This window comes from Bacillus cereus group sp. BfR-BA-01523 (assembly GCF_022662615.1).
Lineage (GTDB): Bacteria > Bacillota > Bacilli > Bacillales > Bacillaceae_G > Bacillus_A > Bacillus_A mycoides.
This window is the reverse complement of sequence record NZ_JAKUDX010000012.1, coordinates 75,992-98,340: the sequence shown is the minus strand read 5'-3', so window position 1 is coordinate 98,340 and position 22,349 is coordinate 75,992. Positions and strand designations below refer to the sequence as shown.

The following is a 22,349-nucleotide window of genomic DNA, read 5'->3' as shown; positions in this document are numbered from 1 at the left end:
AGTCTGGTAATGATGGCAGAGAGGTCACACCCGTTCCCATACCGAACACGGAAGTTAAGCTCTCTAGCGCCGATGGTAGTTGGGACCTTGTCCCTGTGAGAGTAGGACGTTGCCAGGCAATTCGGAGGATTAGCTCAGCTGGGAGAGCACCTGCCTTACAAGCAGGGGGTCGGCGGTTCGATCCCGTCATCCTCCACCATTTAGCCGACTTAGCTCAATTGGTAGAGCAACTGACTTGTAATCAGTAGGTTGGGGGTTCAAGTCCTCTAGTCGGCACCAGAAAATCATGGCGGTTGTGGCGAAGTGGTTAACGCACCGGATTGTGGCTCCGGCACTCGTGGGTTCAATTCCCATCAGTCGCCCCATTTTTTCTTTTTAAATTATAACATGCGGGTGTGGCGGAATTGGCAGACGCACTAGACTTAGGATCTAGCGCCTTTGGCGTGGGGGTTCGACTCCCTTCACCCGCACTTTTAATAAAATAACTCAAACATGTCTTGCGGAAGTAGTTCAGTGGTAGAATACAACCTTGCCAAGGTTGGGGTCGCGGGTTCGAATCCCGTCTTCCGCTCCAATTTTCAGTATGACATGCCGGGGTGGCGGAACAGGCAGACGCACAGGACTTAAAATCCTGCGGTGGGTGACCACCGTGCGGGTTCGACCCCCGCCCTCGGCACCATATGCGCCCGTAGCTCAATTGGATAGAGCGTTTGACTACGGATCAAGAGGTTAGGGGTTCGACTCCTCTCGGGCGCGTTTTTTATTAACGGGAAGTGGCTCAGCTTGGTAGAGCACCTGGTTTGGGACCAGGGGGTCGCAGGTTCAAATCCTGTCTTCCCGATATTTTCAAAATATGGGGCCTTAGCTCAGCTGGGAGAGCGCCTGCCTTGCACGCAGGAGGTCAGCGGTTCGATCCCGCTAGGCTCCACTTATTTGAATATAACTTATGGCGGTGTAGCTCAGCTGGCTAGAGCGTACGGTTCATACCCGTGAGGTCGGGGGTTCGATCCCCTCCGCCGCTACCATAAAGGACCTTTAGCTCAGCTGGTTAGAGCAGACGGCTCATAACCGTCCGGTCGTAGGTTCGAGTCCTACAAGGTCCACCACTCAAAGTTCATATCTCGGAGGTATACCCAAGTTCGGCTGAAGGGATCGGTCTTGAAAACCGACAGGCGGCGAGAGTCGCGCGGGGGTTCGAATCCCTCTACCTCCTCCATTTTTTCTAAATTAAATATTATATCATCGCGGGGTGGAGCAGTACGGTAGCTCGTCGGGCTCATAACCCGAAGGTCGCAGGTTCAAATCCTGTCCCCGCAACCAAATGGTCCCGTGGTGTAGTGGTTAACATGCCTGCCTGTCACGCAGGAGATCGCCGGTTCGACCCCGGTCGGGACCGCCATTTTTTTACATAAAGGCTCGGTAGCTCAGTCGGTAGAGCAGAGGACTGAAAATCCTCGTGTCGGCGGTTCGATTCCGTCCCGAGCCACCATTTTGAAATCGCAAGCCGGCTTAGCTCAATTGGTAGAGCAACTGACTTGTAATCAGTAGGTTGGGGGTTCAAGTCCTCTAGCCGGCACCACTTTCAAAATGAGCCATTAGCTCAGTTGGTAGAGCATCTGACTTTTAATCAGAGGGTCGAAGGTTCGAATCCTTCATGGCTCACCATTTTTAATTTAATGCGGGTGTAGTTTAGTGGTAAAACAAGAGCCTTCCAAGCTCTGGTCGAGAGTTCGATTCTCTTCACCCGCTTTTTATGGGCCTATAGCTCAGCTGGTTAGAGCGCACGCCTGATAAGCGTGAGGTCGATGGTTCGAGTCCATTTAGGCCCACCATAATTATTCCGCAGTAGCTCAGTGGTAGAGCTATCGGCTGTTAACCGATCGGTCGTAGGTTCGAGTCCTACCTGCGGAGCCATATTATAGAGAAGTACCCAAGTGGCTCAAGGGGCTCCCCTGCTAAGGGAGTAGATCGCGAACGCGGTGCGAGGGTTCGAATCCCTTCTTCTCTGCCAGATTTTGGCCCGTTGGTCAAGTGGTTAAGACACCGCCCTTTCACGGCGGTAACACGGGTTCGAATCCCGTACGGGTCATACTAAAAGAGATAGCATAATCTGCTATCTCTTTTTTGTTGTATAAAAGCGGACTTTTGATAGTCTGCTTTTTTTTATAGATTTTTGTATACTTTTTTCTATTTGAAGCGTCTAACTAATAGAAAGGAGAGAGCGATGGAGTATGAAAAGGTCATTATAGAAACATCAAAAAGTATTTATAGATATTTGCTTAAAATTGGAGTAACACCAGCAGAAGCAGAGGATATCGTTCAAGATACGATACAAAAAAGTTATATTAATTTAAATAGGATTACCTCTTCTTATGTATAAGAAGAGGTAATCCTATTTTTTGAATATGTTTTAACTCTCTGCTGAATGCCCATCCGGTTTCATAACAGCATGACTATATGCGGAGTGGAGAGTTTTGTATCCTAAAAGTGCAATAATTAAGGCAAGGCCTCCTGCAATAATAGCCACACTAAATCCTGCGCGAGCTCCAAAGGTATCAATAATTAAACCAGCTACCGCTGATCCTAGAGAGACTCCAATACCAAGTCCTGTAATTGCCCAGGTCATTCCTTCGGTTATTTTTGATTCAGGTACGATTTTTTCCACCAGTCCCATAGTAATAATCATAGTAGGGGCAACAGATAAGCCTGCAAAGAAAACAATAACTACTAGCCAAGCAATAGTGTTTACGAAAACTAGTGGCAGCATTGTTACCATTGATAGTGTGACTGCTATTAAAAATTGATTATATGGTGGAGTACTGAGTTTAAGAGTGCCGAAAATAAGACCTGCCAGGCATGAACCGATTGCATAGACGGAAAGCACAAAGCTAGCAGCTACTGTGTTTCCTTGATGCTCAGCAAAAGCCACACTAACTACATCTATTGTGCCAAATATAGTACCTATAGCGATGAGTGTGAATACAAGCACTCGTAATGTACCAATTTTAAATACTGTTCCTTTGTTTGTAATGTCGTGGGGATGTACATGTGGTTCTGTGCTTTTTTGCATGGTGAATAGGCATACCCCGATTGTAAGAAAAACACATGATAAAAGTGGTCCTGCTTCTGGGAAGAACATAACACTTAAACTGACGGATAATACAGGACCAATGATGAAGCAAAGTTCATCGACGACCGATTCGAAGGAAAATGCTGTATGCAATTTATGAGATCCACGGTATAGTTTAGTCCAACGTGCACGTACCATGGCCGACATGTTTGGCATACAACCCGCACATAAGGCGGATAGAAATAGCGTCCAATAAGGAGCCTCATATTTCGTACATAGAAGTAAGAGAATCGTAAAGAAAACACTGATACCTGTAGTCGGAAGAAGTATACGAGATTGCCCTAATTGATCAGCCATACGAGAAATATGAGGAGCTAGTAAAGCTGATGATAATGTGAAGGTGGCTGCAACGGCTCCGGCAAGCCAATAGTCACCACGTAACTGAGATAACATTGTAACAATACCAATCCCCATCATTGATATGGGCATCCGAGCTATAAAGCCTGCTAATGAGAATCCTTTTGTACCAGAAGCACTGAAAATCTCACGGTAGGAATTAAACATAATAATCACCAAAGTATTTGACGTTTACATATACATTCTTCATTCTTGTAACTCCTCCTCTGTGTCGTTAATACCTTCTATAAAAAGGGACAGTGAGTCAATTTAGGGTATAAGTAAGAAGTTATATTATCTTGTAAGCTAGAAAAAATTGACATACGCACCGTATGCCAATATCATATTAACATACGGTGCGTATGTCAATTGAAATGTTTTATCTCTGGATGGAGAGCTAACGTTAAAAGGAGTTATTCTTTTATATAGAGAACGATACTATAATGGGATTCATTTTGAATAAAGGGAATGAATAGAAGTAGGAGGAAAAGATGGTTAAAAAAACAAGAGCAGAAATGATCATTGAAACACGCGCTAAATTGCTGAGTGCAGCAAGAGAGGCTTTCGGTACAGTTGGATATGTAAACACATCTATGGATGATTTTACTGCATCTGTCGGTTTAACGCGTGGTGCAATTTATCATCATTTTGGCGATAAAAAAGGATTGTTAGAAGCAGTTGTAAAAGAAATTGATATGGAAATGGATAATAAATTACGGAAAGTATCAGATGAGGCGGAAGGAAATTGGGAAGGATTTGCTGGGCGCTGTCGAGCTTATTTAACGATGGCACTTGATCCAGAAATTCAGCGAATTGTACTTCGGGATGCACCGGCAGTATTAGGAACTAGTTATTATCAATCATCACAGTCACAATGTTTAGCGACGATGGCGGAGATACTTCAGCAACTAATGAAGGATTGTATTATTGAAAAGACGGAATGTGAAGCTTTAGCAAGATTCATAAATGGCGGACTAGTGGACCTTGCTTGTTGGATCGCGAATTCTGAAGATGCCGAGGAACAGTTGTCTAAAGCTTTACATAGCCTATCACTTATATTGAATGGTTTATTATTAGAAAAGAATGCATGATTTTAACGGATATTTTTTAATTAATATGCGCTAATGTGAAAAGGAGCATATATTAATCTATTTGCTCCTTTTCACATTAGCAGGCTGTTTATTTATATGGGGAGAAAGCAGTATGTTAAAAAAGTAAGAACATCATTCATTGCAGGATATCATACCGTATTCCATTCAAAGATTGAAGAGGTGTTATAGCCACACAGTAGTTATCTTATTTTGATTAGATACAGATTGGGATTTAAATTATAGAAAGTAAGTTTAATTCAAAAGAATAATCAAATCACATTATTTGTATTCACAATCTAAAGAAAACGCCTCCATTGAGATGGATTTCACCCGCATTCTAACAACTTTACACTCTATGTGAAAAAGTTCACAAATAGGTCATAATTTGTGAATGAATTCACAATGATCCGTGCTACAATATGTATGTAAAGAAGTTAAACAACATTAAATTAGTATTTTAATTAATTACTTAAACAATAATAAAAAATAGATGTAAACAATTGAAAGGGGAAATTAACATGAAAAAAGGTATCAATCGCGTAGTATTAGTAGGAACAGGAGCTGTAGGTTGTAGTTATGCTTACTCAATGATCAACCAAGGTGTAGCTGAAGAATTCGTACTAGTAGATGTTAATGAAGCAAAAGCAGAAGGAGAAGCAATGGACTTAAGCCATGCGGTACCATTCTCTCCAGCACCAACAAAAGTTTGGAGCGGTAGCTATGCAGATTGTAAAGATGCAGATTTAGTAGTTATCACTGCTGGATTACCACAAAAGCCAGGCGAAACTCGTTTAGACTTAGTTGAGAAAAATACAAAGATCTTTAAACAAATCGTTCGTGGTATTATGGATAGCGGATTCGATGGAATCTTCTTAATCGCAACTAACCCAGTTGATATTTTAACTTACGTAACTTGGAAAGAATCTGGTTTACCGAAAGAGCGCGTAATCGGTTCTGGTACTACTTTAGACTCTGCTCGTTTCCGTTACATGCTAGGTGACTACTTAGATGTAGATCCACGTAACGTTCATGCTTACATCGTTGGTGAGCACGGTGACACTGAACTTCCAGTATGGAGCCACGCTACTGTAGGTGTACAAAAACTAGAAACAATCTTAGCGAACAACGAACAGTATAACCAAGAAGATTTAGATAAAATCTTTGAAAATGTACGCGATGCAGCTTACCACATTATTGAACGTAAAGGCGCAACTTACTACGGAATCGGTATGTCACTACTTCGTGTAACTAAAGCGATCTTAAGCAACGAGAACAGCGTATTAACTGTATCTGCATACCTTGAAGGTCAATATGGTGAGAAAGATGCTTACGTAGGCGTTCCAGCTGTTATTAACCGCGAAGGTGTACGTGAAATCGTGGAACTTGAATTAAACGAAGAAGAAAAAGTGAAGTTCGCTCATTCTGTAAAAGTATTAAAAGAAACAATGGCACCAGTACTATAATAACTGCTAATAATTCAGAGGCGGGAAACTGCTTCCTACCTCTGAGTTAATATAAATTAATATAAATTCCTTTCCGGTTTCCCTTGTATATCCCCAATATACCCCTTTTGCTGGATAAGGGTCATTTATAGAAAAAAGCACTCTATTTTCGAATAGAGTGCTTTTATGTGTTATTTTTTCGGTGTTAATCCTAATTTTTTTAAAATATCTGCGAGTGTACCGCTCTTTGATTTTTCTACAGGTGTTTGTGATTTTGCTGCATCCGGTCCTTTTTTCAAGAAGTTCTTTTCAACGAAGCGAATGTCTTTTTCGTCGACGATGCCGTCATTATTAAGGTCGCCGTCTTTCACAGATAGTCCTTTTTTACCATAGTTGCTAGCGATAATTTCAGCATCTTTAATATCAATGACTTTATCTCCATTTACATCACCTGCAAGGTTTTCATCAGGTCGTGCGTAATAATACTGGCCAAGCAGCTTACCATCTTTTTCAGTACCTAATTTCGTTGTTAGGCGGCTTGTTAAATGCCCTGGAACTTCTACGTATAAGTTATAGTCACGTTTATTAACAGGAAGTCCATTTAATTTGAAGTATCCGTATTTATCCAGTGAGCCTTCAAATTTATGACGGTAAGAATCAGTTGCATATACTTTTACGCCAAGTTTCGTATAATCAAACTTTTCATCTAAATATCCACGTTCATTTACGAATGCACCAGGTTTAATATTTCCTTCTACTAGTGAGTTTAAAGACATAACTGAGAATGTTTGATCTTGCAGTATACGCATTCTGTTTGGCTCTGATTCACCGTGTTTCCAGTAAACGAACACTGGTAAATCTAACTGAGCATTTGCTTCATAAAATTCATCATTTTCTACTTTGAAAGTTACATCAATGAATGGGAAATCACCGTCTAATCCAGCGAAGTTTTTATCATCAATAGCTCCGCCTACTGTAACAGAACCTTCTTCTAATTTCGGCTCATTTACTTTTGCAGTTACACCTTTTTCAGAAAGGAGTTTTTCAAAAGCAGGATTCAATTTCGCATTTGCAAATTTGAAGTTCTTCTCTAGGAATTTCACGTTAAATTCTCCAGCAACAAATTGTTTTACGTGCTTCGCGTTTAGTGTTACTGTGAACTCGTCATTTTTATATAATTCTTTTTTATCATAACTAGCTTTCGCATATTGAGCACCTTGCGGGATGAACCAATAGTTATTTACACCGCTTGGATAGTCGGGGCCTGCAGTTGCATAATCGAAAATATATACGCCTGTGTTCATTGGGCCTTCCGTTCTGAAGGAGTCAGGTGTAATACCAACTTTAAAGTCGCCATTTTCAGTAATCGGTAAAAACTTATGCAAGTATGGGGAATAGTCATAGTACATAACCCCGTTCGCTTCTTGCGTAATGTTTAACCCTTTTCCTTTTAAGTAGTCAACGTTGGAATCATACACATTTCCCTTAATCCATAGTGCTTTTTTACCGTCTTCTACTGTATAGTTTTCTTCATTTAATTCATAAATACCAGGCTGTAATCCAGTTAATTTCACTTCTGGCGGTGTATTATCAATTACGACATAATCACCTTTCACACGTGCCTTCCCGGCTTTATCATAGCCAACAAATTCAATTGTGTAATCTCCTTCTGGTAAGTCGATTTTCTCATCACCAATTGGTTTTGCAGGATCATTTGTAAAAGGATACACTCTGCCGTTAAAGAATGAATCTAAGTAGTAATACACATCCGTTTGTAGTCCACTCGTGTTTAATGTTCCGATGAAGCCGAGCGCTTTATTTGTTTTTGAGTCTTTCACGATAAGATCTAACGTTTCAAGTTCGCTGTTTAATTGGAACGCCCCGTGAACATATGATTCACGGTATGGATTGAATTTAGATGTATCAGTTGAGATTGTTTTTCTTGATAATAGTGCATTTTCAATACCAGGCTCTGATACACGAATAGAGAACGGAATTTGATACGTTTCTTCTTTATTTTTCGTGTTTGTAATATGAATATACCCTTCATATCGGCCTTGCTTTGCACCAGCTGGAATATTAATTTTTGCTTCAATTTCATCTGATTTACCAGCATCAATTGTTATTGTTTCAGAAGTAGAAACTTTTACACCGCTTGCGATAGCATCGTTAATAGTGGAAGAGGCTGGTGTGTAAGAAATTTCTGTTTTAAATTCTTTTTTCTCCTGTTTATTACGATTCTCAATTTTAATTTTTCGTTTTTGTTCAATTGATTCCCCATCTTTTTGATAGTACTTCCCGAATGCAATTGATCCAGTTTCTTCTGGTACTTCAATCACTTCATCATTAACTATTGTTTTTGTTGTATCTAACACTTTAAAACTCGTTTCAGTATGAACGGAGTTGTAAGCATCTACTCGTCCAGCTCCAACTTCATATACGGAATACTTCTCTTTTAAATCATCAGCAGTATTCATGAGGGAAGCTTTCACATCAAATGGAGTGTATTCTGGATGTTCTTGTAAAATAAGTGCAGCCACACCAGCGATGTGAGGAGAAGCCATTGAAGTTCCTTGCATGCGCTCATAGGAAACATCATAATTTTCCCCTTCTTGTGGATCGTTAATATATTCAGGTACTGTTGAAAGTACAGCAACACCAGGTGCTGTAATATCTGGTTTAATATCATCATTTGATATAACAGGGCCGCGTGAGCTAAAGTCTGCAAGATGATCGCCTTCTGTTTGAATGTAATTAATCTCATCGAAAGTTAAGGATGTGCTACCTTGTTCGATTTGAGCTTTTAGTTTTTCGCCGTCTTCTTTCGTTAAGCGGAATGCTGGAATGTATTTTGTGCTTTCACCAACATAGAAAGGAATTTCTCCATCCACGTTGTTATAAATAATAACGGCTTTTGCACCCGCTTGTTTTGCGTTCGCAATTTTTTCATCAAAGGAGAGTGTACCACGTGCAACGAGAGCGATTTTTCCTTTTACATCTTTTTTACTAAACTCGTCAGGCGTACCGATTCCTACAGATTCAATAGGTAAAGTTTGTCTTTTGAAATCTTCTATTTTATCAGTGAAATTTTTTCCGAATAAAATGAGATTAGAAAATTGTAACTGTCCTGCATGCCCTGATAGTTTCGGTAAGGAAATAGAGCTATCGCTTGCCCCAACTGTAATAGCAAATGGAGAAGCACCTGGTGATCCGAGTGTTGCTGGATTTGGCCCAGAGTTCCCGGCAGCAACGACTGTAACGACACCGGAAAGCATCGCGTTATTGACAGCGATAGATGTTGGATCAAGTGGATTGTTGCTATCATCACCTAACGATAAGTTAATAACGTTCATCCCGTCAGAAATAGATTTATCAATTGCAGCGATAATACCTGAACTATCCCCGCTACCGTACGGACCAAGTACACGATAGTTATAAAGTTCAATGTCAGGTGCAACACCTTTTACTGCGGAATCTGATTTATTTTTCTTTTGAGCAGAAACAATACCTGCTACGTGAGTACCGTGTGCTGTGTAGAAGGAAGAACCACGATTATCAAATTCAGGAGCGCCAGATTGTTGCCACTCTGTATAAGTTGTTTCCATCGGATCTGCATCGTTATTAATAAAGTCCCAACCTTTTACAGAGTTTGGGTCTACCTTACTAGAATCTTCACCCGGTTTTGCGCGATAGCCTTTATACACGTCTTTTAAGTCAGGGTGATTGTAATCAATACCCGTATCTAATACACCAACTTTAATGCCTTTTCCGGTAATGCCCTCGCTATGTAACTTGTCTACTCCAATTTGCGGAATGCTATCTGTTAGTTTTTGAGGTGCTTTTTGCTCCGCTTGTTTTGGTAAATTTAATTTCACTTCGTAATCTTTCCAAATACGTTTTACAACGCCAATTCGTAACAATTCTTCCACTGTATTTGCAGGTAACGTTAGCGCAACCCCATTTATGGCATGCTTATAAGAACGTTTAATTTGTACAGACTGGAAACTCCCTGATTTTACTGATGAGCTGAATTGATAAAGGCGTTTTAATCCTTTTTGGAATTCCTCATGTTCTTGATCAATACGTGCTTTTATATTTTCAGGAGCAGCTTGTAACCCTTTTTCTTTTTGTTTTAATTCATTAATCTTTACTGGAGCAGTTTGAAATTCTACAATGATATTTACTGGTTCAGAACTACTCGTATTAATATCTGGTGAAATAGTAAAACCAGGATTGGCATCTAACGTTTGTAATGCCTGGCGCTGTTCTTTAGAAAGTTTTGATAGTAAAGACTGGGCGTTTGAAGAGTCAATTTGGTTAATAGGGTTTTCAGCAAGTACATTGAACGGAAGGGCAGTTGAAAATAGAACGCCAGCCGTTACAATTCCGGTAACAAAACGATTTTTCTTTTTCATGTATAGGCCTCCGATAATTTATATTTTAAAAATTATTTCTCCACGCCTGGTGTTTGCTCTGCATGGAATGTCCAGTTTAGCTGTAAGGAATCACCCTGGAATTTATTTTGATCTTGGTCGTTGTCTTCAAAGGAGAAGAGAACGTGTAAATACTCTGTTTCACCAGACTTAATACCGTCTATTAAGTTATGACGTTCTAGAGAAGTAGCTACATCTTCAGGTTTCATAGTTTTTAATTCGGATAGTTTTGTTTCCCACAAAATTTCATGATCATCGTTTGGATTAGATGGTTTTCCATCATTCACTAAAAATTTGACGATGATGTGATCACCTAAATCTTCACCATCATTATTTTGCTTTGCATCTGTAACCTCATAGGATGTTTCAAGTGCTACTTTTGCAATATCCAATGTTCCTTTGTTTTCAAGCTTGAAATTTCTTTCAATAAAATCACCTGGTTTTAAATCTTTCACGTTAACAATTACACTTGGGTTAATAGAAAGGTCCAGTGTACCAGCTTGAAATGAGTTACTAGATGTTTCAGAATCACTGAAATAGGCGAATACACCGCCGAATGTAAGGGATAAGCCAAGTGAAGCTGTGACAACTCCCATTCCAACCTTTTGTTTTAATGACATAAGAAAGCCCCCTAATTTAATTTTTATCAAACTTTCGCCTGGAGCATCGATAGAGTAAACATAGTGTTTCAGTATGAATTATATTTGCGAAGGCTCAACGTTCTTTATTGAGAACAAGTATATGCTTATGAATTTTCCATTTCAATAAAATTGTGACAAAAAATGTTGAGAAACATTTTTTTATGACAGATTATTTTGTTACGATTTTAAGTGATAAATAGCGAGTAAAATAGGATAAATCTTATGAAATAAAGGTTGAGAAATAAATAATAGGATGAAAGACTAGTAGGAAATGAAGCGTTTGCAATGAATATTCGTCAAAATTCGATATTTTACACAGTAAATTTGAATATTTTAAGCGAAATTAAAGAAAAAAACGAATATTTTTAAAAAAATAACAAGGATATTTCAGTTTTTCGCAGAAATGATAAAGAGTAAAAAATTTCTGTCATCTTAGTGAGGTGAACATATTGGATGTAATAAATTGTGAAGAATTGAAACGAGATGAGTTTCATACAGAAAAGTACTATGACAGTTATAACATCTTTGGGGCACATATTGTGACGGAAGATGGGATGCGAGGTGTACGATTCACAGTATGGGCTCCTCATGCGAAAGCAATGAGTGTTGTTGGGGATTTTAATGAATGGGATTATGAGCAACATAAGATGCTACAAGTGACAGAAGAGGGGATTTGGTCCTTGTTTGTACCGCATATTGAAGAGAATGATATATATAAGTATGCGATTGAAACGATGGACGGTGACGTTATTTTAAAAGCGGATCCTTATGCAGTATATGCAGAAGTAAGACCAAATACGGCATCTGTAGTTTTTGATATAGAGGGATATGAATGGAATGATAAAAACTGGATTCGTAAGAGAAAGAAAAAATCGATTTATAAAGAAGCGATGACAGTTTATGAATTACATTTCGGTTCTTGGAAAAAGAAAGAGGATGGCGCTCTGTATTCTTACAGAGAAATGGCCGAGGAGCTCATTCCGTATGTGGTGGAACATCAATTTACACATATTGAAATTATGCCGCTTGTTGAGCATCCATATGATCGTTCTTGGGGATATCAGGGAACAGGATATTATGCAGCGACAAGTAGATTCGGCACGCCACATGATTTGATGTATTTTGTCGATGAATGTCATAAATATGGAATCGGTGTCATTTTAGATTGGGTACCGGGGCATTTTTGTAAAGATGCTCACGGTTTATATTTGTTTGATGGGACACCGACTTATGAATATAAAGATAGAGATGTACAAGAAAACCTTGTATGGGGAACTGTTAATTTTGATTTAGGGAAGAGAGAAGTACGTAATTTCTTAATTTCAAATGCGTTATTTTGGATGAAGTATTTCCATATTGATGGTTTCAGGGTAGATGCAGTTGCGAATATGCTGTACTGGAATAAAGAAGGAAAAGAGCAAAGCAATGAACATGCTGTTTCTTTCTTACGAGAGTTAAATGAAGCCGTGTTTGCAGAAGATGAAGAGTTTCTTATGACAGCGGAAGATTCAACAGCTTGGCCACTTGTAACAGCTCCAACATACGAGGGTGGACTTGGATTCAATTATAAATGGAATATGGGTTGGATGAATGATGTGCTGAAATATATGGAATGTGCGCCAGAGTACCGGAAATACATTCATGAGAAAATGACATTCTCTTTAATATATGCTCACTCTGAAAACTTCATATTGCCGCTTTCTCATGATGAAGTCGTTCATGGGAAAAAGTCGTTATTAAATAAAATGCCAGGAGATTACTGGGATAAGTTTGCTCAGCTTCGTTTATTATATGGATATTTCTTTACTCATCCAGGTAAGAAATTACTCTTTATGGGTGGAGAATTCGGGCAATTTGATGAGTGGAAAGACCTTGAAGATTTAGATTGGAATTTACATGATTTTGAAATGCATCGTAATATGCATGATTACTTTAAAGAGCTCATAGCATTGTATAAGCGCTCAAAACCACTTTGGCAGTTAGATCACTCGCCTGAAGGATTTCAGTGGATTGATGCTAATAATAATGAGCAAAGTATTTTCTCGTTTATCCGCCAAGGGGATAAGCAGGAAGATGCGTTAGTTGTCGTATGTAATTTTACGAAAGCTACATATGAAAACTATAAAGTAGGTGTACCAGATTTCGAGTACTATAACGAAATTTTAAACAGTGACTCGGCGCAATATGGCGGATCGGGGCAAGTTAATAAGAAACGTCTCAAGACGATTCTAGAGCCATATCATAATCAAGCGGCACATGTAGAAATTACAATTCCACCATTTGGCGTATCCATATTACGACCAGTGAAGACGAGAAAGGGGAGCAAAAAACAAGATGGCTCAAAAACAAAAGTGCGTAGCAATGTTACTAGCAGGGGGAAAAGGTAGTCGTTTAAGTGCATTAACAAAAAATTTAGCCAAGCCAGCTGTTCCATTTGGTGGTAAATATCGCATTATTGATTTTACGTTAAGTAACTGTGCAAACTCCGGTATTGAAACGGTGGGGATTTTAACACAATATCAACCGTTAGAACTTCATAATTATATTGGAATCGGAAATGCTTGGGATCTTGATCGTGTAAACGGTGGAGTCACTGTGTTACCTCCTTATGCGGAGTCTTCAGGTGTGAAGTGGTATACAGGTACGGCAAGTGCTATTTATCAAAACTTAAACTATTTAAGTCAGTATGAACCAGAATATGTCCTTATTTTATCAGGCGATCATATTTATAAAATGGATTACAGCAAAATGCTAGATTACCATATTGAGAAAGAAGCGGACGTTTCGATTTCTGTTATTGAAGTGCCGTGGGATGAAGCAAGTCGGTTTGGCATCATGAATACAAATGAAGAGATGGAAGTTGTTGAATTTGAGGAGAAACCGCAATTTCCAAGAAGTAATCTTGCATCAATGGGAATTTATATTTTTAACTGGGCTATTTTAAAAGAATATTTAGAAATGGATGCAAGAAACCCTGAATCTAGTAATGACTTCGGAAAAGATGTACTTCCGCTCCTGTTAGATGAAGGGAAGAAGTTGATGGCGTATCCATTTGAAGGATATTGGAAAGATGTTGGAACGGTGAAAAGCTTATGGGAAGCGAATATGGATTTACTTCGCGATGAAACATCGTTGAACTTGAACGATCGTAATTGGCGCATTTATTCTGTAAATCCAAACGAGCCGCCTCAATATATTGCAGAAAAGGCAAAAGTAGAAGAGTCACTTATTAATGAAGGGTGCGTCATTGAAGGGGACGTGAAGCATTCTGTTTTATTCCAAGGAGTGACGGTGGAAGAAGGTAGTATGGTAATCGATTCTGTCGTTATGCCAGGAGCAAAGATTGGTAAAAACGTTGTGATTGAAAGAGCGATTGTTGGATCGGAAATGGTTATTGAAGATGGGACAATAATTCGTCCAGAAAAAAATGTTGATGATGTAGTACTAATTGCTGAAGGAAAATAGAAAAGGGGGATGAAATGAATGGGAGAAAAAATGTTAGGAATTATTAATGCAACGGGAAGTTTTCCTTCCTTAAAGAAAGTAACAGGGCATCGTTCATTAGCGGCGTTACCGTTTGGAGGCCGTTATCGCCTCATTGATTTCATGCTTTCAAATATGGTGAATTCTAATATTCATAGCGTGGCGGTTTTTACAAGTCATAAAAATCGTTCTTTAATGGATCATGTCGGTTCAGGAAAACAGTGGGATTTAGATAGAAAGCGTGATGGACTGTTTTTATTCCCACCGAACTGCCAATGTGATCATGACGAATTTGGATCTTTTGCACATTTTAGAAGACATATTGATTATTTTCTAAGAAGCAGAGAAGAATATGTTGTTATTACGAATAGCCATCTTGTAACAGCGTTAAACTTTCAAGCGGTGTTAGAGCGACATATACATACGTCTGCAGATATTACTGAAGTTTGTCATGAAGGGGTTTCGCTTCAAACATATGTGTTAAAGAAACAATTATTGCTAGACTTATTTGAGACATATAAAGATGTGGAGCAATACAGTTTATTTGATGTAGTGAGAGAAAAGAGCGGGAAATCACTGCATATTACTACGTACGAACATACAGGATATGTAGCTATTATTGATTCTATTGAAAGTTACTATAAACATAGCCTAGAAATTTTGCAGCCTTCTATTTGGAAGCAATTATTTAAGAAAGAAGCACCAATCTTTACGAAAGTAAAAGATGAGCCACCAACTCGTTATATGAAGGGTGCAGTAGTGAAAAATACGATGATTGCAAACGGCAGTATTATTGAGGGTGAAGTAGAAAATAGTGTTGTCTCCCGTTCTGTTAAAATTGGAAAAGGTTCAATTGTTCGTAATAGTATTATTATGCAAAAGAGCCAAATTGGAGATAATTGCATAATAGACGGTGTTATTATCGATAAAGATGTGAAACTTGGCGACGGCGTAGTGTTAAAAGGAAATGCCGATGAGCCATATGTTGTAGAAAAAGGTAGTGTACAAAATAGTACAATCAACAGTTATTCGTAAATAGCAGGTGCATAATTAGTGGGGGATTTAGAAAACCCCCACTAATTAAGGTTTTACTCTATATGAAAACTTGAAGGGAGGAAGCTGTAAGAAGAGCGATTTATGATGTATACGCTTTTCGTGCAGTGGAACAACAGGTGAATATTTTATTTGCAGTATCAGAATGTGTACCGTTTATTAAATCCGGAGGTCTAGCTGATGTAGCAGGAGCGCTTCCAAAAGAATTAAAAAAATTAGGAGTGAATGTTCGCATTATACTTCCAAACTACAGTCTTATCCCGAAAGAGTTAAGAGAAGGATGTACGCTTCATAAAGTAATTAACGTTCCCCTTGGATGGAGAAATCAATATTGCGGGATTTTAAAAGGTGAGCAGGACGGGATTACGTATTACTTAATAGATAATGAATATTATTTTAAGAGAGATTCTCTATATGGCCATTATGATGATGGGGAGCGTTTTTCTTATTTTTCAAAAGCAGTTTTAGAGTGTATTCCGCATCTTGATTTCGAAGTAGATGTTCTTCATAGCCATGATTGGCATACAGCTATGGTTAATTTCTTACTTCGTGAAAAGTATCAAGATAACCCGTTATATGAGCATATTAAAACGGTATATACGATTCATAACTTGCAGTTCCAAGGTGTATTTCCTCCTGAAGTGATGTACGACTTACTGGAGCTTGGTCATGAATATTTTCATAGTGAACAGCTTGAGTTTTATGGAAACGTGAACTTTATGAAAGGCGGTATTATCGCATCTGACCAAATTACAGCGGTTAGCCCGACATATAAAGAAGAGATTCAATATGAGTTTTTCGGTGAGAAGTTAGATGGATTGCTACGAAAATATAATGATAAGCTTAGTGGCATTGTAAATGGAATTGATACGAGCGTATATAATCCAGAAACAGATCCATATATTACGGCTCAGTATAGTGCAGAATCGCTAGATGAAAAGAATGAAAATAAACGCGCATTGCAGCGTTATTTTGGCTTACCAGAAAAAGAAGATACACCAGTTATTTCGATGGTAACACGATTAACGAAACAAAAGGGGCTTGATCTAGTACGTACTGTATTTCGTGAAATAATGGAAGAAGATGTACAATGTATTATTTTAGGATCAGGCGATTCTGAATACGAGCAGTTCTTTGAATGGATGGCATACGAGTATCCAGAAAAGGTAAAAGTATATATTGGGTTTAATGAAGCGTTAGCGCACCAAGTGTACGCGGGAAGCGATTTGTTTTTAATGCCATCGCTGTTTGAACCGTGTGGACTTGGACAACTTATTGCGCTAGCATATGGCACGATTCCAATTGTAAGAGAAACAGGCGGATTAAATGATACTGTACATTCTTACGATGAGGACACTGGAATTGGGAATGGCTTTAGCTTTACGAATTTTAATGCGCATGACATGTTACATACGATTCTTCGTGCAATTGAGTTTTATCAAGATAAACCGGTATGGGATAAGCTTGTAAAGCAAGCGATGACTGAAGATTATAGCTGGGGGAAATCTGCTCTTGCATACAAGAAATTGTATAAAAGTCTCATGGAATAACATTGAGGTGGTGAAAAAATGTTTACTCATGTTGAAAGCTTCAAATCCGCTTTTCTAGAAAAATTAGAAACGATGTATGGGAAAAGTTTCAAAGATTCTACAACTCGTGATCAGTATAATACGCTCGGTCATATGGTACGTGAGTATATGAATAGTCAATGGATTGCAACGAATGAAAGTTATCGTTCTGGAGATCAAAAACAAATGTATTATTTATCCATTGAATTTTTACTTGGGCGTTTACTAGGCAGTAATATATTAAATTTAGGCATTCGAGATGTATGTGAAAAAGGACTTTTTGAACTTGGAATTTCTTTGCACGAGTTAGAAGAAATTGAAGCAGATGCTGGCCTTGGTAACGGTGGACTTGGACGTTTAGCAGCCTGTTTCCTCGATTCACTCGCTTCTTTAAACTTACCAGGACATGGCTGTGGTATTCGTTATAAGCATGGTCTGTTTGATCAAAAAATTGTTGATGGCTATCAAGTAGAATTTCCAGAACAGTGGCTTCTTCATGAAAACGTTTGGGAAGTAAGAAGGTATGACCAAGCGGTAGAAGTAAGTTATTTTGGAAACGTTGAACCACTAGAAATTGATGGACGTTTAGAGTTCAGGCATACAAATGCAGAAGTTATTATGGCAGTACCATATGACGTTCCAGTTGTAGGGTATGAAACGAGTACTGTAAATACGCTTCGGCTTTGGAATGCGGAGCCAGTTCCTTTCCCGCAAAATTGTAAAGATATTTTGAAATATAAGCGTGAAACAGAGGCCGTATCGGAGTTTTTATATCCAGATGATACGCATGATGAGGGGAAAATACTTCGTTTAAAACAACAGTATTTCCTCGTATCAGCAAGTTTGCAAAATATCGTTCGTATGCATAGGGAGAGACACGGTAGTCTTCGTCAGTTACATGAAAAAATCGCGATTCATATAAACGATACACATCCGGTTCTAGCAATTCCAGAACTTATGCGTATTTTATTAGACGAAGAAAAATTGACATGGGAAGAAGCTTGGCACATAACAACGCAGACGATTTCCTATACGAATCATACGACGTTATCAGAAGCGCTTGAGAAATGGCCAATTCGCATTTTTAAACCGTTATTACCGAGAATTTATATGATTATTGAAGAAATTAATGAACGTTTCTGTCATGAGCTTTGGGACCGTTATTCGTATGATTGGAAGCGTATTGAGGACATGGCCATTATTGCGCATGACCTTGTGAAAATGGCTCATTTAGCGATTGTTGGTAGCCATAGCGTTAACGGTGTGGCGAAAATTCATACAGAAATTTTAAAGCAGCGTGAAATGCGATTGTTCTATGAATTTTATCCAGATAAGTTTAATAATAAAACGAATGGAATTGCTCATAGGCGCTGGCTAATGAAGGCGAATCCACAGCTGACGAATCTTATTTCGGAAGCGATTGGAGAAGAATGGAAGAAAGAGCCGATTAAGCTGCAAGCACTGCAAAACTTCATACATGATACTAGTTTTCAAGAAAAGCTTGCAGGGGTAAAACAAGAGCGTAAGATTATTTTAGCGGAGAGCATTCATAATAAAATGGGGATCACTATTAATCCAAATTCTATTTTTGATGTGCAAGTGAAAAGGCTACATGCTTATAAACGACAGTTATTAAATGTTCTTCATATTTTGTACTTGTATAATCGTTTAAAAGAGGATACTAGTTTTTCATTTTACCCGCGTACTTTTATTTTTGGAGCGAAAGCATCACCTGGCTATTATTATGCGAAGAAAATTATTAAATTAATAAATGAGCTTGCAAGAAAAGTGAATACCGATCCGTACGTAAGTCAATTTATGAAAGTTATCTTTCTAGAAAACTACCGAGTTTCTTTAGCGGAAGATATATTCCCGGCGGCAGATGTAAGTGAACAAATTTCAACTGCAAGTAAAGAAGCATCGGGAACAGGTAACATGAAATTCATGATGAATGGTGCAATTACACTCGGAACGTTAGATGGAGCTAATATTGAAATAAAAGACCGGGTCGGTGATGATGCCTGCTTCATTTTCGGCTTAACAGCGGATGAGGTTCTTCATTACTACCAAAACGGTGGATATCGTGCAAGTGACTATTATCACCACAATATGCACATTAAAAAAGTAGTAGATCAGTTAACGAATGGTTTCTTTGCACAGTCGGGAGCTGAATTTGAAGCGATTTATGATTCTCTCGTTATTCAAAATGATGAATACTTCGTTCTTCGAGATTTTAGCCCATATGCTGAAAGACAAGAAGCTGTCGGAAGGGCCTACGAAAATAGGGAGAAATGGCTGGAAATGTCGATTTTGAACATTGCACAATCGGGGCATTTTGCGAGTGATCGAACAATTTTGCAGTACAGTAATGAAATTTGGGGTATTGGTAATACTGTTAAACTATTTTAGATGAAAGCCCCTGTTGAAGGGGCTTTTATTTATTTTTAAAACAGGGATACGCTTGCTTAGAAAAATAAAACGAGCTTAATGAGATTAAGCTCGTTTTACTTATGTTGCTTAAGAAAGAAATGGGATAGCGGTATATATTATAGCTGTTCCGTCATATTCCCCTGTCGCAAAGTATGAAAATGTAAAGAAACCTGTAAACGAAAAAATTATTATAAGAAAAAGTGCAAAGAAAAATTTTAGCATGTAAGGTCCCCTCATCCGAAAGTAATTTCATAGATTATTATAGTATACAAATATTTATTTTCCAATTGTTTACTGGTTAAAAATGAGAGGTCAGACATGTTTTGTATGTTGTAATGGAATGATTATTCGTAATGGATTTTGTATTTTTCGTAAATGTCATGTTGTGATGGACGTGTGCATATTCCCAGTCTTTATCATTAAAATGGACATTTCTTGGAGGGAGAAGAGGAACGACATCGAATAAATTGACAAAACGAAAGCTACTAGCTACTTGCAGTTTATAATAATTTCGAAAGGCGATATCTCCAACTTTTGGAGAGGCAAAGGTATAAAGACCGTACTGTGCGAAGGCAGTATTTATACGTGCATCTAGTATGTGTAGTGTAGCGAGTGCACCGCCTAAGCTATGGCCTGTTGCAAGAAGTTTCTTATGGGCTGGTAATGACACGAGCATATCCATAATGGAATCCCGGCAAGATTCATAAATTGAAAGAAAGCCATTATGGACATTTCCACTATTTAAAGCATATGGGTATGGCTTTTGGTTAACGAGTGAATCGATAATCCAATCTGTATCTGTTTGTGTGCCCCTAAAAGCTACAATAATCGTATCCTCAGATTCTAATATGAATCCGAACCATTCTGTCTTTTGAATGGCCTTTCCTTGAAACCCTTGTACATATTGGAACCCATCGGGTATTTCGAAAATGCCATTTTGTTTATATTGTTCATACGTTAGATCGCAGCAAGATGCTAACAATATGGCAGTATCTTTATCAAAGGATAAAGGAGTACGCATCAAGAAAGCCCTCCTTAAGAAAAGGTATAGTTCAATATATGCAGTGAGGGACTTGATTCATTCTTTTTGAAAAAAGGCTTGAACCTACAGTTACGTGAGGGAGTATGATTTTTGTAAACATATTGTTAGGAGGAGTGTAGGATGAGCAAAAAGGAAGGCTATTCAATTGGTGAGTTTTCAAAGAGAACAGGCACATCAATACGGACACTACAGTATTACGATGAACTTGGCCTGCTTAAACCTGAAAAAAGTATAAGTTCAGGACACCGTGTATATAAAGATAGAGATATATTAGCGCTCCAAAAAATAGTGAGTCTTAAAGTATTAGGATATAGTTTAGAAGAAATTCGTGTCATGCTCAATGTGAAAAGTTTGAATATAAGCTTAAAAGAAACATTACAAAATCAAAGAGTAGCCTTTGAAGAAAAGAAAAAACAACTTGAAGTTTCGATAAAGGCGATTGAACGAACAATGGTATACCTTGAGGAAGATGAAGAGGTAGATAGTAATATATTAATGAGCTTAATTAATAGTATCCAAAAAGAAAACGAACAGCGTTTATGGCTTGAAGAATATGTACCAAAAGAAGTGGCTGATGGATTATATAATAAGCCGGAAGAAGAGGACATAGCACTTGATAAAGAGTTTATGCGTTTAGCAAAAGAAGTGAAAAGGTTATTTGGAAGACAAATTGAGGATTCAGAAGTGCAAAAATTGGTTGATGAACATATGAAAGCGACTCTTAAGTATGTCGGTGAAGAGACAATGTATTCTCTAGGTAAATTAGAGAATGTAGAAGAACAATATAATAATATGATGCCATCTCCTTATACGGAAGAAGAAGAGGCGTGGCTTAATGAAGCGATGAAATACTTTATGATCCAAAATGGTTTGTATAGTCCACCTAAATAAAAAGTGCCCTATAAGGGCACTTCTTACTCTTTTCCATCTAATAAACGACCAAGTCCGCCTAAAACGCTACCTTCACCGCTGTTTTGAGCTGCTGGGCTTGTAAGACGTGCTGCTAAGCGGCTAAGTGTTAAGGACTGAATCCAAACCGTTCCAGGACCTTCTAGCGTTGCGAAGAATAAACCTTCGCCGCCAAATAGAGCTGTTTTTACTTTTCCAACGAATTGAACATCGTAGTTAACATCTTTCGTCATTGCAACGAGACAACCTGTATCAATGCGAAGTTTCTCGCCAGGTTTCAATTCACGCTTATATACAGTTCCGCCTGCATGCATGAAAGCTAGACCATCACCTTCAAGTTTCTGCATGATGAAACCTTCACCACCGAAGAAGCCAGTTCCTATTTTTTTAGTAAACTCAATTCCGATAGAAACACCTTTTGCGGCACAAAGAAATGCATCTTTTTGGCAGACTACTTTTCCTTGATATTCTGTTAAATCAACAGGAATAATTTTTCCAGGATAAGGAGCGGCGAATGATACGTGTCGTTTGCCATGACCTGTATTTGTAAATACAGTCATAAACATACTTTCACCTGTAACGAGACGTTTACCTGCGCCCATTAATTTACCGAATAGACCATTAGATGGTCCAGAACCATCACCGAAAATCGTTTCCATTTCGATATGATCTTCCATCATCATCATTGCGCCAGCCTCTGCGACAACGCTTTCTTCTGGATCCAATTCAATTTCAACAAACTGCATATCATCGCCATATAATTTATACTCGATTTCATGTGCTTGCATTTT

Annotated in this window: 14 protein-coding genes, 22 tRNA genes and 1 rRNA gene; 32 read left to right on the top strand and 5 right to left on the bottom strand. The window is 38.4% G+C overall.

Features of this window, described 5'->3' with window-relative positions; translation table 11 throughout:
• Window positions 1-2 precede the first annotated feature (2 nt).
• The 24 genes from rrf (at window position 3) to MR066_RS22645 (ending at window position 2,380) form a co-directional block, all read left to right on the top strand.
• Window positions 3-118 (top strand): 5S ribosomal RNA (rrf, locus tag MR066_RS22760).
• A gap of 5 nt (window positions 119-123) precedes the next feature.
• Window positions 124-199 (top strand) — tRNA-Val (locus MR066_RS22755).
• A gap of 4 nt (window positions 200-203) precedes the next feature.
• Window positions 204-279, top strand: a tRNA-Thr gene (locus MR066_RS22750).
• Between the two features lie 10 nt (window positions 280-289).
• Window positions 290-365, top strand: a tRNA-His gene (locus tag MR066_RS22745).
• A gap of 24 nt (window positions 366-389) precedes the next feature.
• Window positions 390-470 (top strand) — tRNA-Leu (locus tag MR066_RS22740).
• Window positions 471-499: 29 nt separating this feature from the next.
• Window positions 500-574, top strand: a tRNA-Gly gene (locus MR066_RS22735).
• A gap of 16 nt (window positions 575-590) precedes the next feature.
• Window positions 591-679, top strand: a tRNA-Leu gene (locus tag MR066_RS22730).
• A gap of 3 nt (window positions 680-682) precedes the next feature.
• Window positions 683-756: transfer RNA gene (locus MR066_RS22725), tRNA-Arg, on the top strand.
• 11 nt (window positions 757-767) lie between these two features.
• A tRNA-Pro gene (locus tag MR066_RS22720) sits at window positions 768-841 on the top strand.
• A 14-nt stretch (window positions 842-855) separates the two neighbouring features.
• A tRNA-Ala gene (locus MR066_RS22715) sits at window positions 856-928 on the top strand.
• 20 nt (window positions 929-948) lie between these two features.
• Window positions 949-1,025, top strand: a tRNA-Met gene (locus MR066_RS22710).
• A 4-nt stretch (window positions 1,026-1,029) separates the two neighbouring features.
• Window positions 1,030-1,106 (top strand) — tRNA-Ile (locus tag MR066_RS22705).
• 17 nt (window positions 1,107-1,123) lie between these two features.
• A tRNA-Ser gene (locus MR066_RS22700) sits at window positions 1,124-1,216 on the top strand.
• A gap of 27 nt (window positions 1,217-1,243) precedes the next feature.
• Window positions 1,244-1,320, top strand: a tRNA-Met gene (locus tag MR066_RS22695).
• A 3-nt stretch (window positions 1,321-1,323) separates the two neighbouring features.
• A tRNA-Asp gene (locus MR066_RS22690) sits at window positions 1,324-1,399 on the top strand.
• A gap of 14 nt (window positions 1,400-1,413) precedes the next feature.
• A tRNA-Phe gene (locus tag MR066_RS22685) sits at window positions 1,414-1,489 on the top strand.
• Window positions 1,490-1,503: 14 nt separating this feature from the next.
• Window positions 1,504-1,579 (top strand) — tRNA-Thr (locus tag MR066_RS22680).
• 10 nt (window positions 1,580-1,589) lie between these two features.
• Window positions 1,590-1,665: transfer RNA gene (locus MR066_RS22675), tRNA-Lys, on the top strand.
• 13 nt (window positions 1,666-1,678) lie between these two features.
• Window positions 1,679-1,749 (top strand) — tRNA-Gly (locus tag MR066_RS22670).
• A 6-nt stretch (window positions 1,750-1,755) separates the two neighbouring features.
• Window positions 1,756-1,832, top strand: a tRNA-Ile gene (locus MR066_RS22665).
• A gap of 7 nt (window positions 1,833-1,839) precedes the next feature.
• Window positions 1,840-1,914 (top strand) — tRNA-Asn (locus MR066_RS22660).
• 6 nt (window positions 1,915-1,920) lie between these two features.
• Window positions 1,921-2,011, top strand: a tRNA-Ser gene (locus tag MR066_RS22655).
• A 6-nt stretch (window positions 2,012-2,017) separates the two neighbouring features.
• Window positions 2,018-2,089 (top strand) — tRNA-Glu (locus MR066_RS22650).
• A gap of 135 nt (window positions 2,090-2,224) precedes the next feature.
• Complete coding sequence (locus MR066_RS22645; RefSeq protein ID WP_219301101.1) at window positions 2,225-2,380, top strand: hypothetical protein; 156 nt, start codon at window positions 2,225-2,227, stop codon at window positions 2,378-2,380.
• Window positions 2,381-2,410: 30 nt separating this feature from the next.
• Here the strand turns inward: MR066_RS22645 and MR066_RS22640 are convergent, their stop codons facing one another.
• Entirely contained in the window at window positions 2,411-3,634 is a 1,224-nt protein-coding gene (locus tag MR066_RS22640) for an MFS transporter (protein WP_219301102.1), read from the bottom strand.
• Between the two features lie 323 nt (window positions 3,635-3,957).
• Here MR066_RS22640 and MR066_RS22635 point away from each other — a divergent pair, with 323 nt between their 5' ends.
• Complete coding sequence (locus MR066_RS22635) at window positions 3,958-4,557, top strand: TetR/AcrR family transcriptional regulator (RefSeq protein ID WP_242248619.1); 600 nt, start codon at window positions 3,958-3,960, stop codon at window positions 4,555-4,557.
• Window positions 4,558-5,075: 518 nt separating this feature from the next.
• The gene (locus tag MR066_RS22630; RefSeq protein ID WP_002089250.1) at window positions 5,076-6,020 is read left to right on the top strand and encodes an L-lactate dehydrogenase; all 945 of its coding nucleotides are present in this window, start codon (window positions 5,076-5,078) and stop codon (window positions 6,018-6,020) included.
• Window positions 6,021-6,190: 170 nt separating this feature from the next.
• On the opposite strand, the gene MR066_RS22625 is transcribed toward MR066_RS22630, so the two are convergent.
• Both MR066_RS22625 and MR066_RS22620 read right to left on the bottom strand, forming a co-directional pair.
• A complete protein-coding gene (locus MR066_RS22625; protein WP_242248617.1) occupies window positions 6,191-10,414 on the bottom strand; it encodes a S8 family serine peptidase in 4,224 nt (1,407 codons plus the stop codon).
• Between the two features lie 32 nt (window positions 10,415-10,446).
• Window positions 10,447-11,052: a CalY family protein gene (locus tag MR066_RS22620; RefSeq protein WP_242248614.1), complete on the bottom strand. Its 606-nt coding sequence runs from the start codon at window positions 11,050-11,052 to the stop codon at window positions 10,447-10,449.
• A 470-nt stretch (window positions 11,053-11,522) separates the two neighbouring features.
• Here MR066_RS22620 and glgB point away from each other — a divergent pair, with 470 nt between their 5' ends.
• The 5 genes from glgB (at window position 11,523) to glgP (ending at window position 19,586) form a co-directional block, all read left to right on the top strand.
• Window positions 11,523-13,460, top strand: coding sequence for a 1,4-alpha-glucan branching protein GlgB (gene glgB / locus MR066_RS22615; RefSeq protein WP_242248611.1), 1,938 nt, complete (start codon window positions 11,523-11,525; stop codon window positions 13,458-13,460).
• Window positions 13,408-14,538, top strand: coding sequence for a glucose-1-phosphate adenylyltransferase (gene glgC, locus MR066_RS22610; RefSeq protein ID WP_002129671.1), 1,131 nt, complete (start codon window positions 13,408-13,410; stop codon window positions 14,536-14,538). The genes glgB and glgC overlap by 53 nt, the downstream gene beginning before the upstream one ends.
• An 18-nt stretch (window positions 14,539-14,556) precedes the next feature.
• Complete coding sequence (glgD, locus tag MR066_RS22605) at window positions 14,557-15,591, top strand: glucose-1-phosphate adenylyltransferase subunit GlgD (protein WP_002129670.1); 1,035 nt, start codon at window positions 14,557-14,559, stop codon at window positions 15,589-15,591.
• A gap of 137 nt (window positions 15,592-15,728) precedes the next feature.
• Window positions 15,729-17,159 carry a glycogen synthase GlgA gene (glgA, locus tag MR066_RS22600; protein ID WP_242248609.1) on the top strand — a complete coding sequence of 477 codons (1,431 nt, stop codon included), beginning with the start codon at window positions 15,729-15,731 and terminating at the stop codon, window positions 17,157-17,159.
• Between the two features lie 18 nt (window positions 17,160-17,177).
• Window positions 17,178-19,586 carry a glycogen phosphorylase gene (glgP, locus tag MR066_RS22595; RefSeq protein WP_242248608.1) on the top strand — a complete coding sequence of 803 codons (2,409 nt, stop codon included), beginning with the start codon at window positions 17,178-17,180 and terminating at the stop codon, window positions 19,584-19,586.
• Between the two features lie 319 nt (window positions 19,587-19,905).
• On the opposite strand, the gene MR066_RS22590 is transcribed toward glgP, so the two are convergent.
• Window positions 19,906-20,628 (bottom strand): lipase family protein, encoded by a 723-nt coding sequence (locus MR066_RS22590; RefSeq protein ID WP_002089241.1) that lies wholly within the window; start codon window positions 20,626-20,628, stop codon window positions 19,906-19,908.
• Between the two features lie 141 nt (window positions 20,629-20,769).
• On the opposite strand from MR066_RS22590, the gene MR066_RS22585 reads away from it, so the two are divergent.
• Complete coding sequence (locus MR066_RS22585) at window positions 20,770-21,540, top strand: MerR family transcriptional regulator (RefSeq protein ID WP_242248606.1); 771 nt, start codon at window positions 20,770-20,772, stop codon at window positions 21,538-21,540.
• 23 nt (window positions 21,541-21,563) lie between these two features.
• Here the strand turns inward: MR066_RS22585 and MR066_RS22580 are convergent, their stop codons facing one another.
• Window positions 21,564-22,346, bottom strand: a complete 783-nt coding sequence (locus MR066_RS22580; protein WP_002015806.1) for a TIGR00266 family protein — start codon at window positions 22,344-22,346, stop codon at window positions 21,564-21,566.
• Between the last annotated feature and the right edge of the window lie 3 nt (window positions 22,347-22,349).

What these genes read in the sequence shown, in the direction of transcription:
- MR066_RS22645 (WP_219301101.1), top strand. Translation starts at nt 2,225, where the DNA reads ATGGAGTATGAAAAGGTCATTATAGAAACATCAAAAAGTATTTATAGA.
- MR066_RS22640 (WP_219301102.1), bottom strand. Translation starts at nt 3,634, where the DNA reads ATGTTTAATTCCTACCGTGAGATTTTCAGTGCTTCTGGTACAAAAGGA.
- MR066_RS22635 (WP_242248619.1), top strand. Translation starts at nt 3,958, where the DNA reads ATGGTTAAAAAAACAAGAGCAGAAATGATCATTGAAACACGCGCTAAA.
- MR066_RS22630 (WP_002089250.1), top strand. Translation starts at nt 5,076, where the DNA reads ATGAAAAAAGGTATCAATCGCGTAGTATTAGTAGGAACAGGAGCTGTA.
- MR066_RS22625 (WP_242248617.1), bottom strand. Translation starts at nt 10,414, where the DNA reads ATGAAAAAGAAAAATCGTTTTGTTACCGGAATTGTAACGGCTGGCGTT.
- MR066_RS22620 (WP_242248614.1), bottom strand. Translation starts at nt 11,052, where the DNA reads ATGTCATTAAAACAAAAGGTTGGAATGGGAGTTGTCACAGCTTCACTT.
- glgC (WP_002129671.1), top strand. Translation starts at nt 13,408, where the DNA reads ATGGCTCAAAAACAAAAGTGCGTAGCAATGTTACTAGCAGGGGGAAAA.
- glgD (WP_002129670.1), top strand. Translation starts at nt 14,557, where the DNA reads ATGGGAGAAAAAATGTTAGGAATTATTAATGCAACGGGAAGTTTTCCT.
- glgP (WP_242248608.1), top strand. Translation starts at nt 17,178, where the DNA reads ATGTTTACTCATGTTGAAAGCTTCAAATCCGCTTTTCTAGAAAAATTA.
- MR066_RS22590 (WP_002089241.1), bottom strand. Translation starts at nt 20,628, where the DNA reads ATGCGTACTCCTTTATCCTTTGATAAAGATACTGCCATATTGTTAGCA.
- MR066_RS22585 (WP_242248606.1), top strand. Translation starts at nt 20,770, where the DNA reads ATGAGCAAAAAGGAAGGCTATTCAATTGGTGAGTTTTCAAAGAGAACA.
- MR066_RS22580 (WP_002015806.1), bottom strand. Translation starts at nt 22,346, where the DNA reads ATGCAAGCACATGAAATCGAGTATAAATTATATGGCGATGATATGCAG.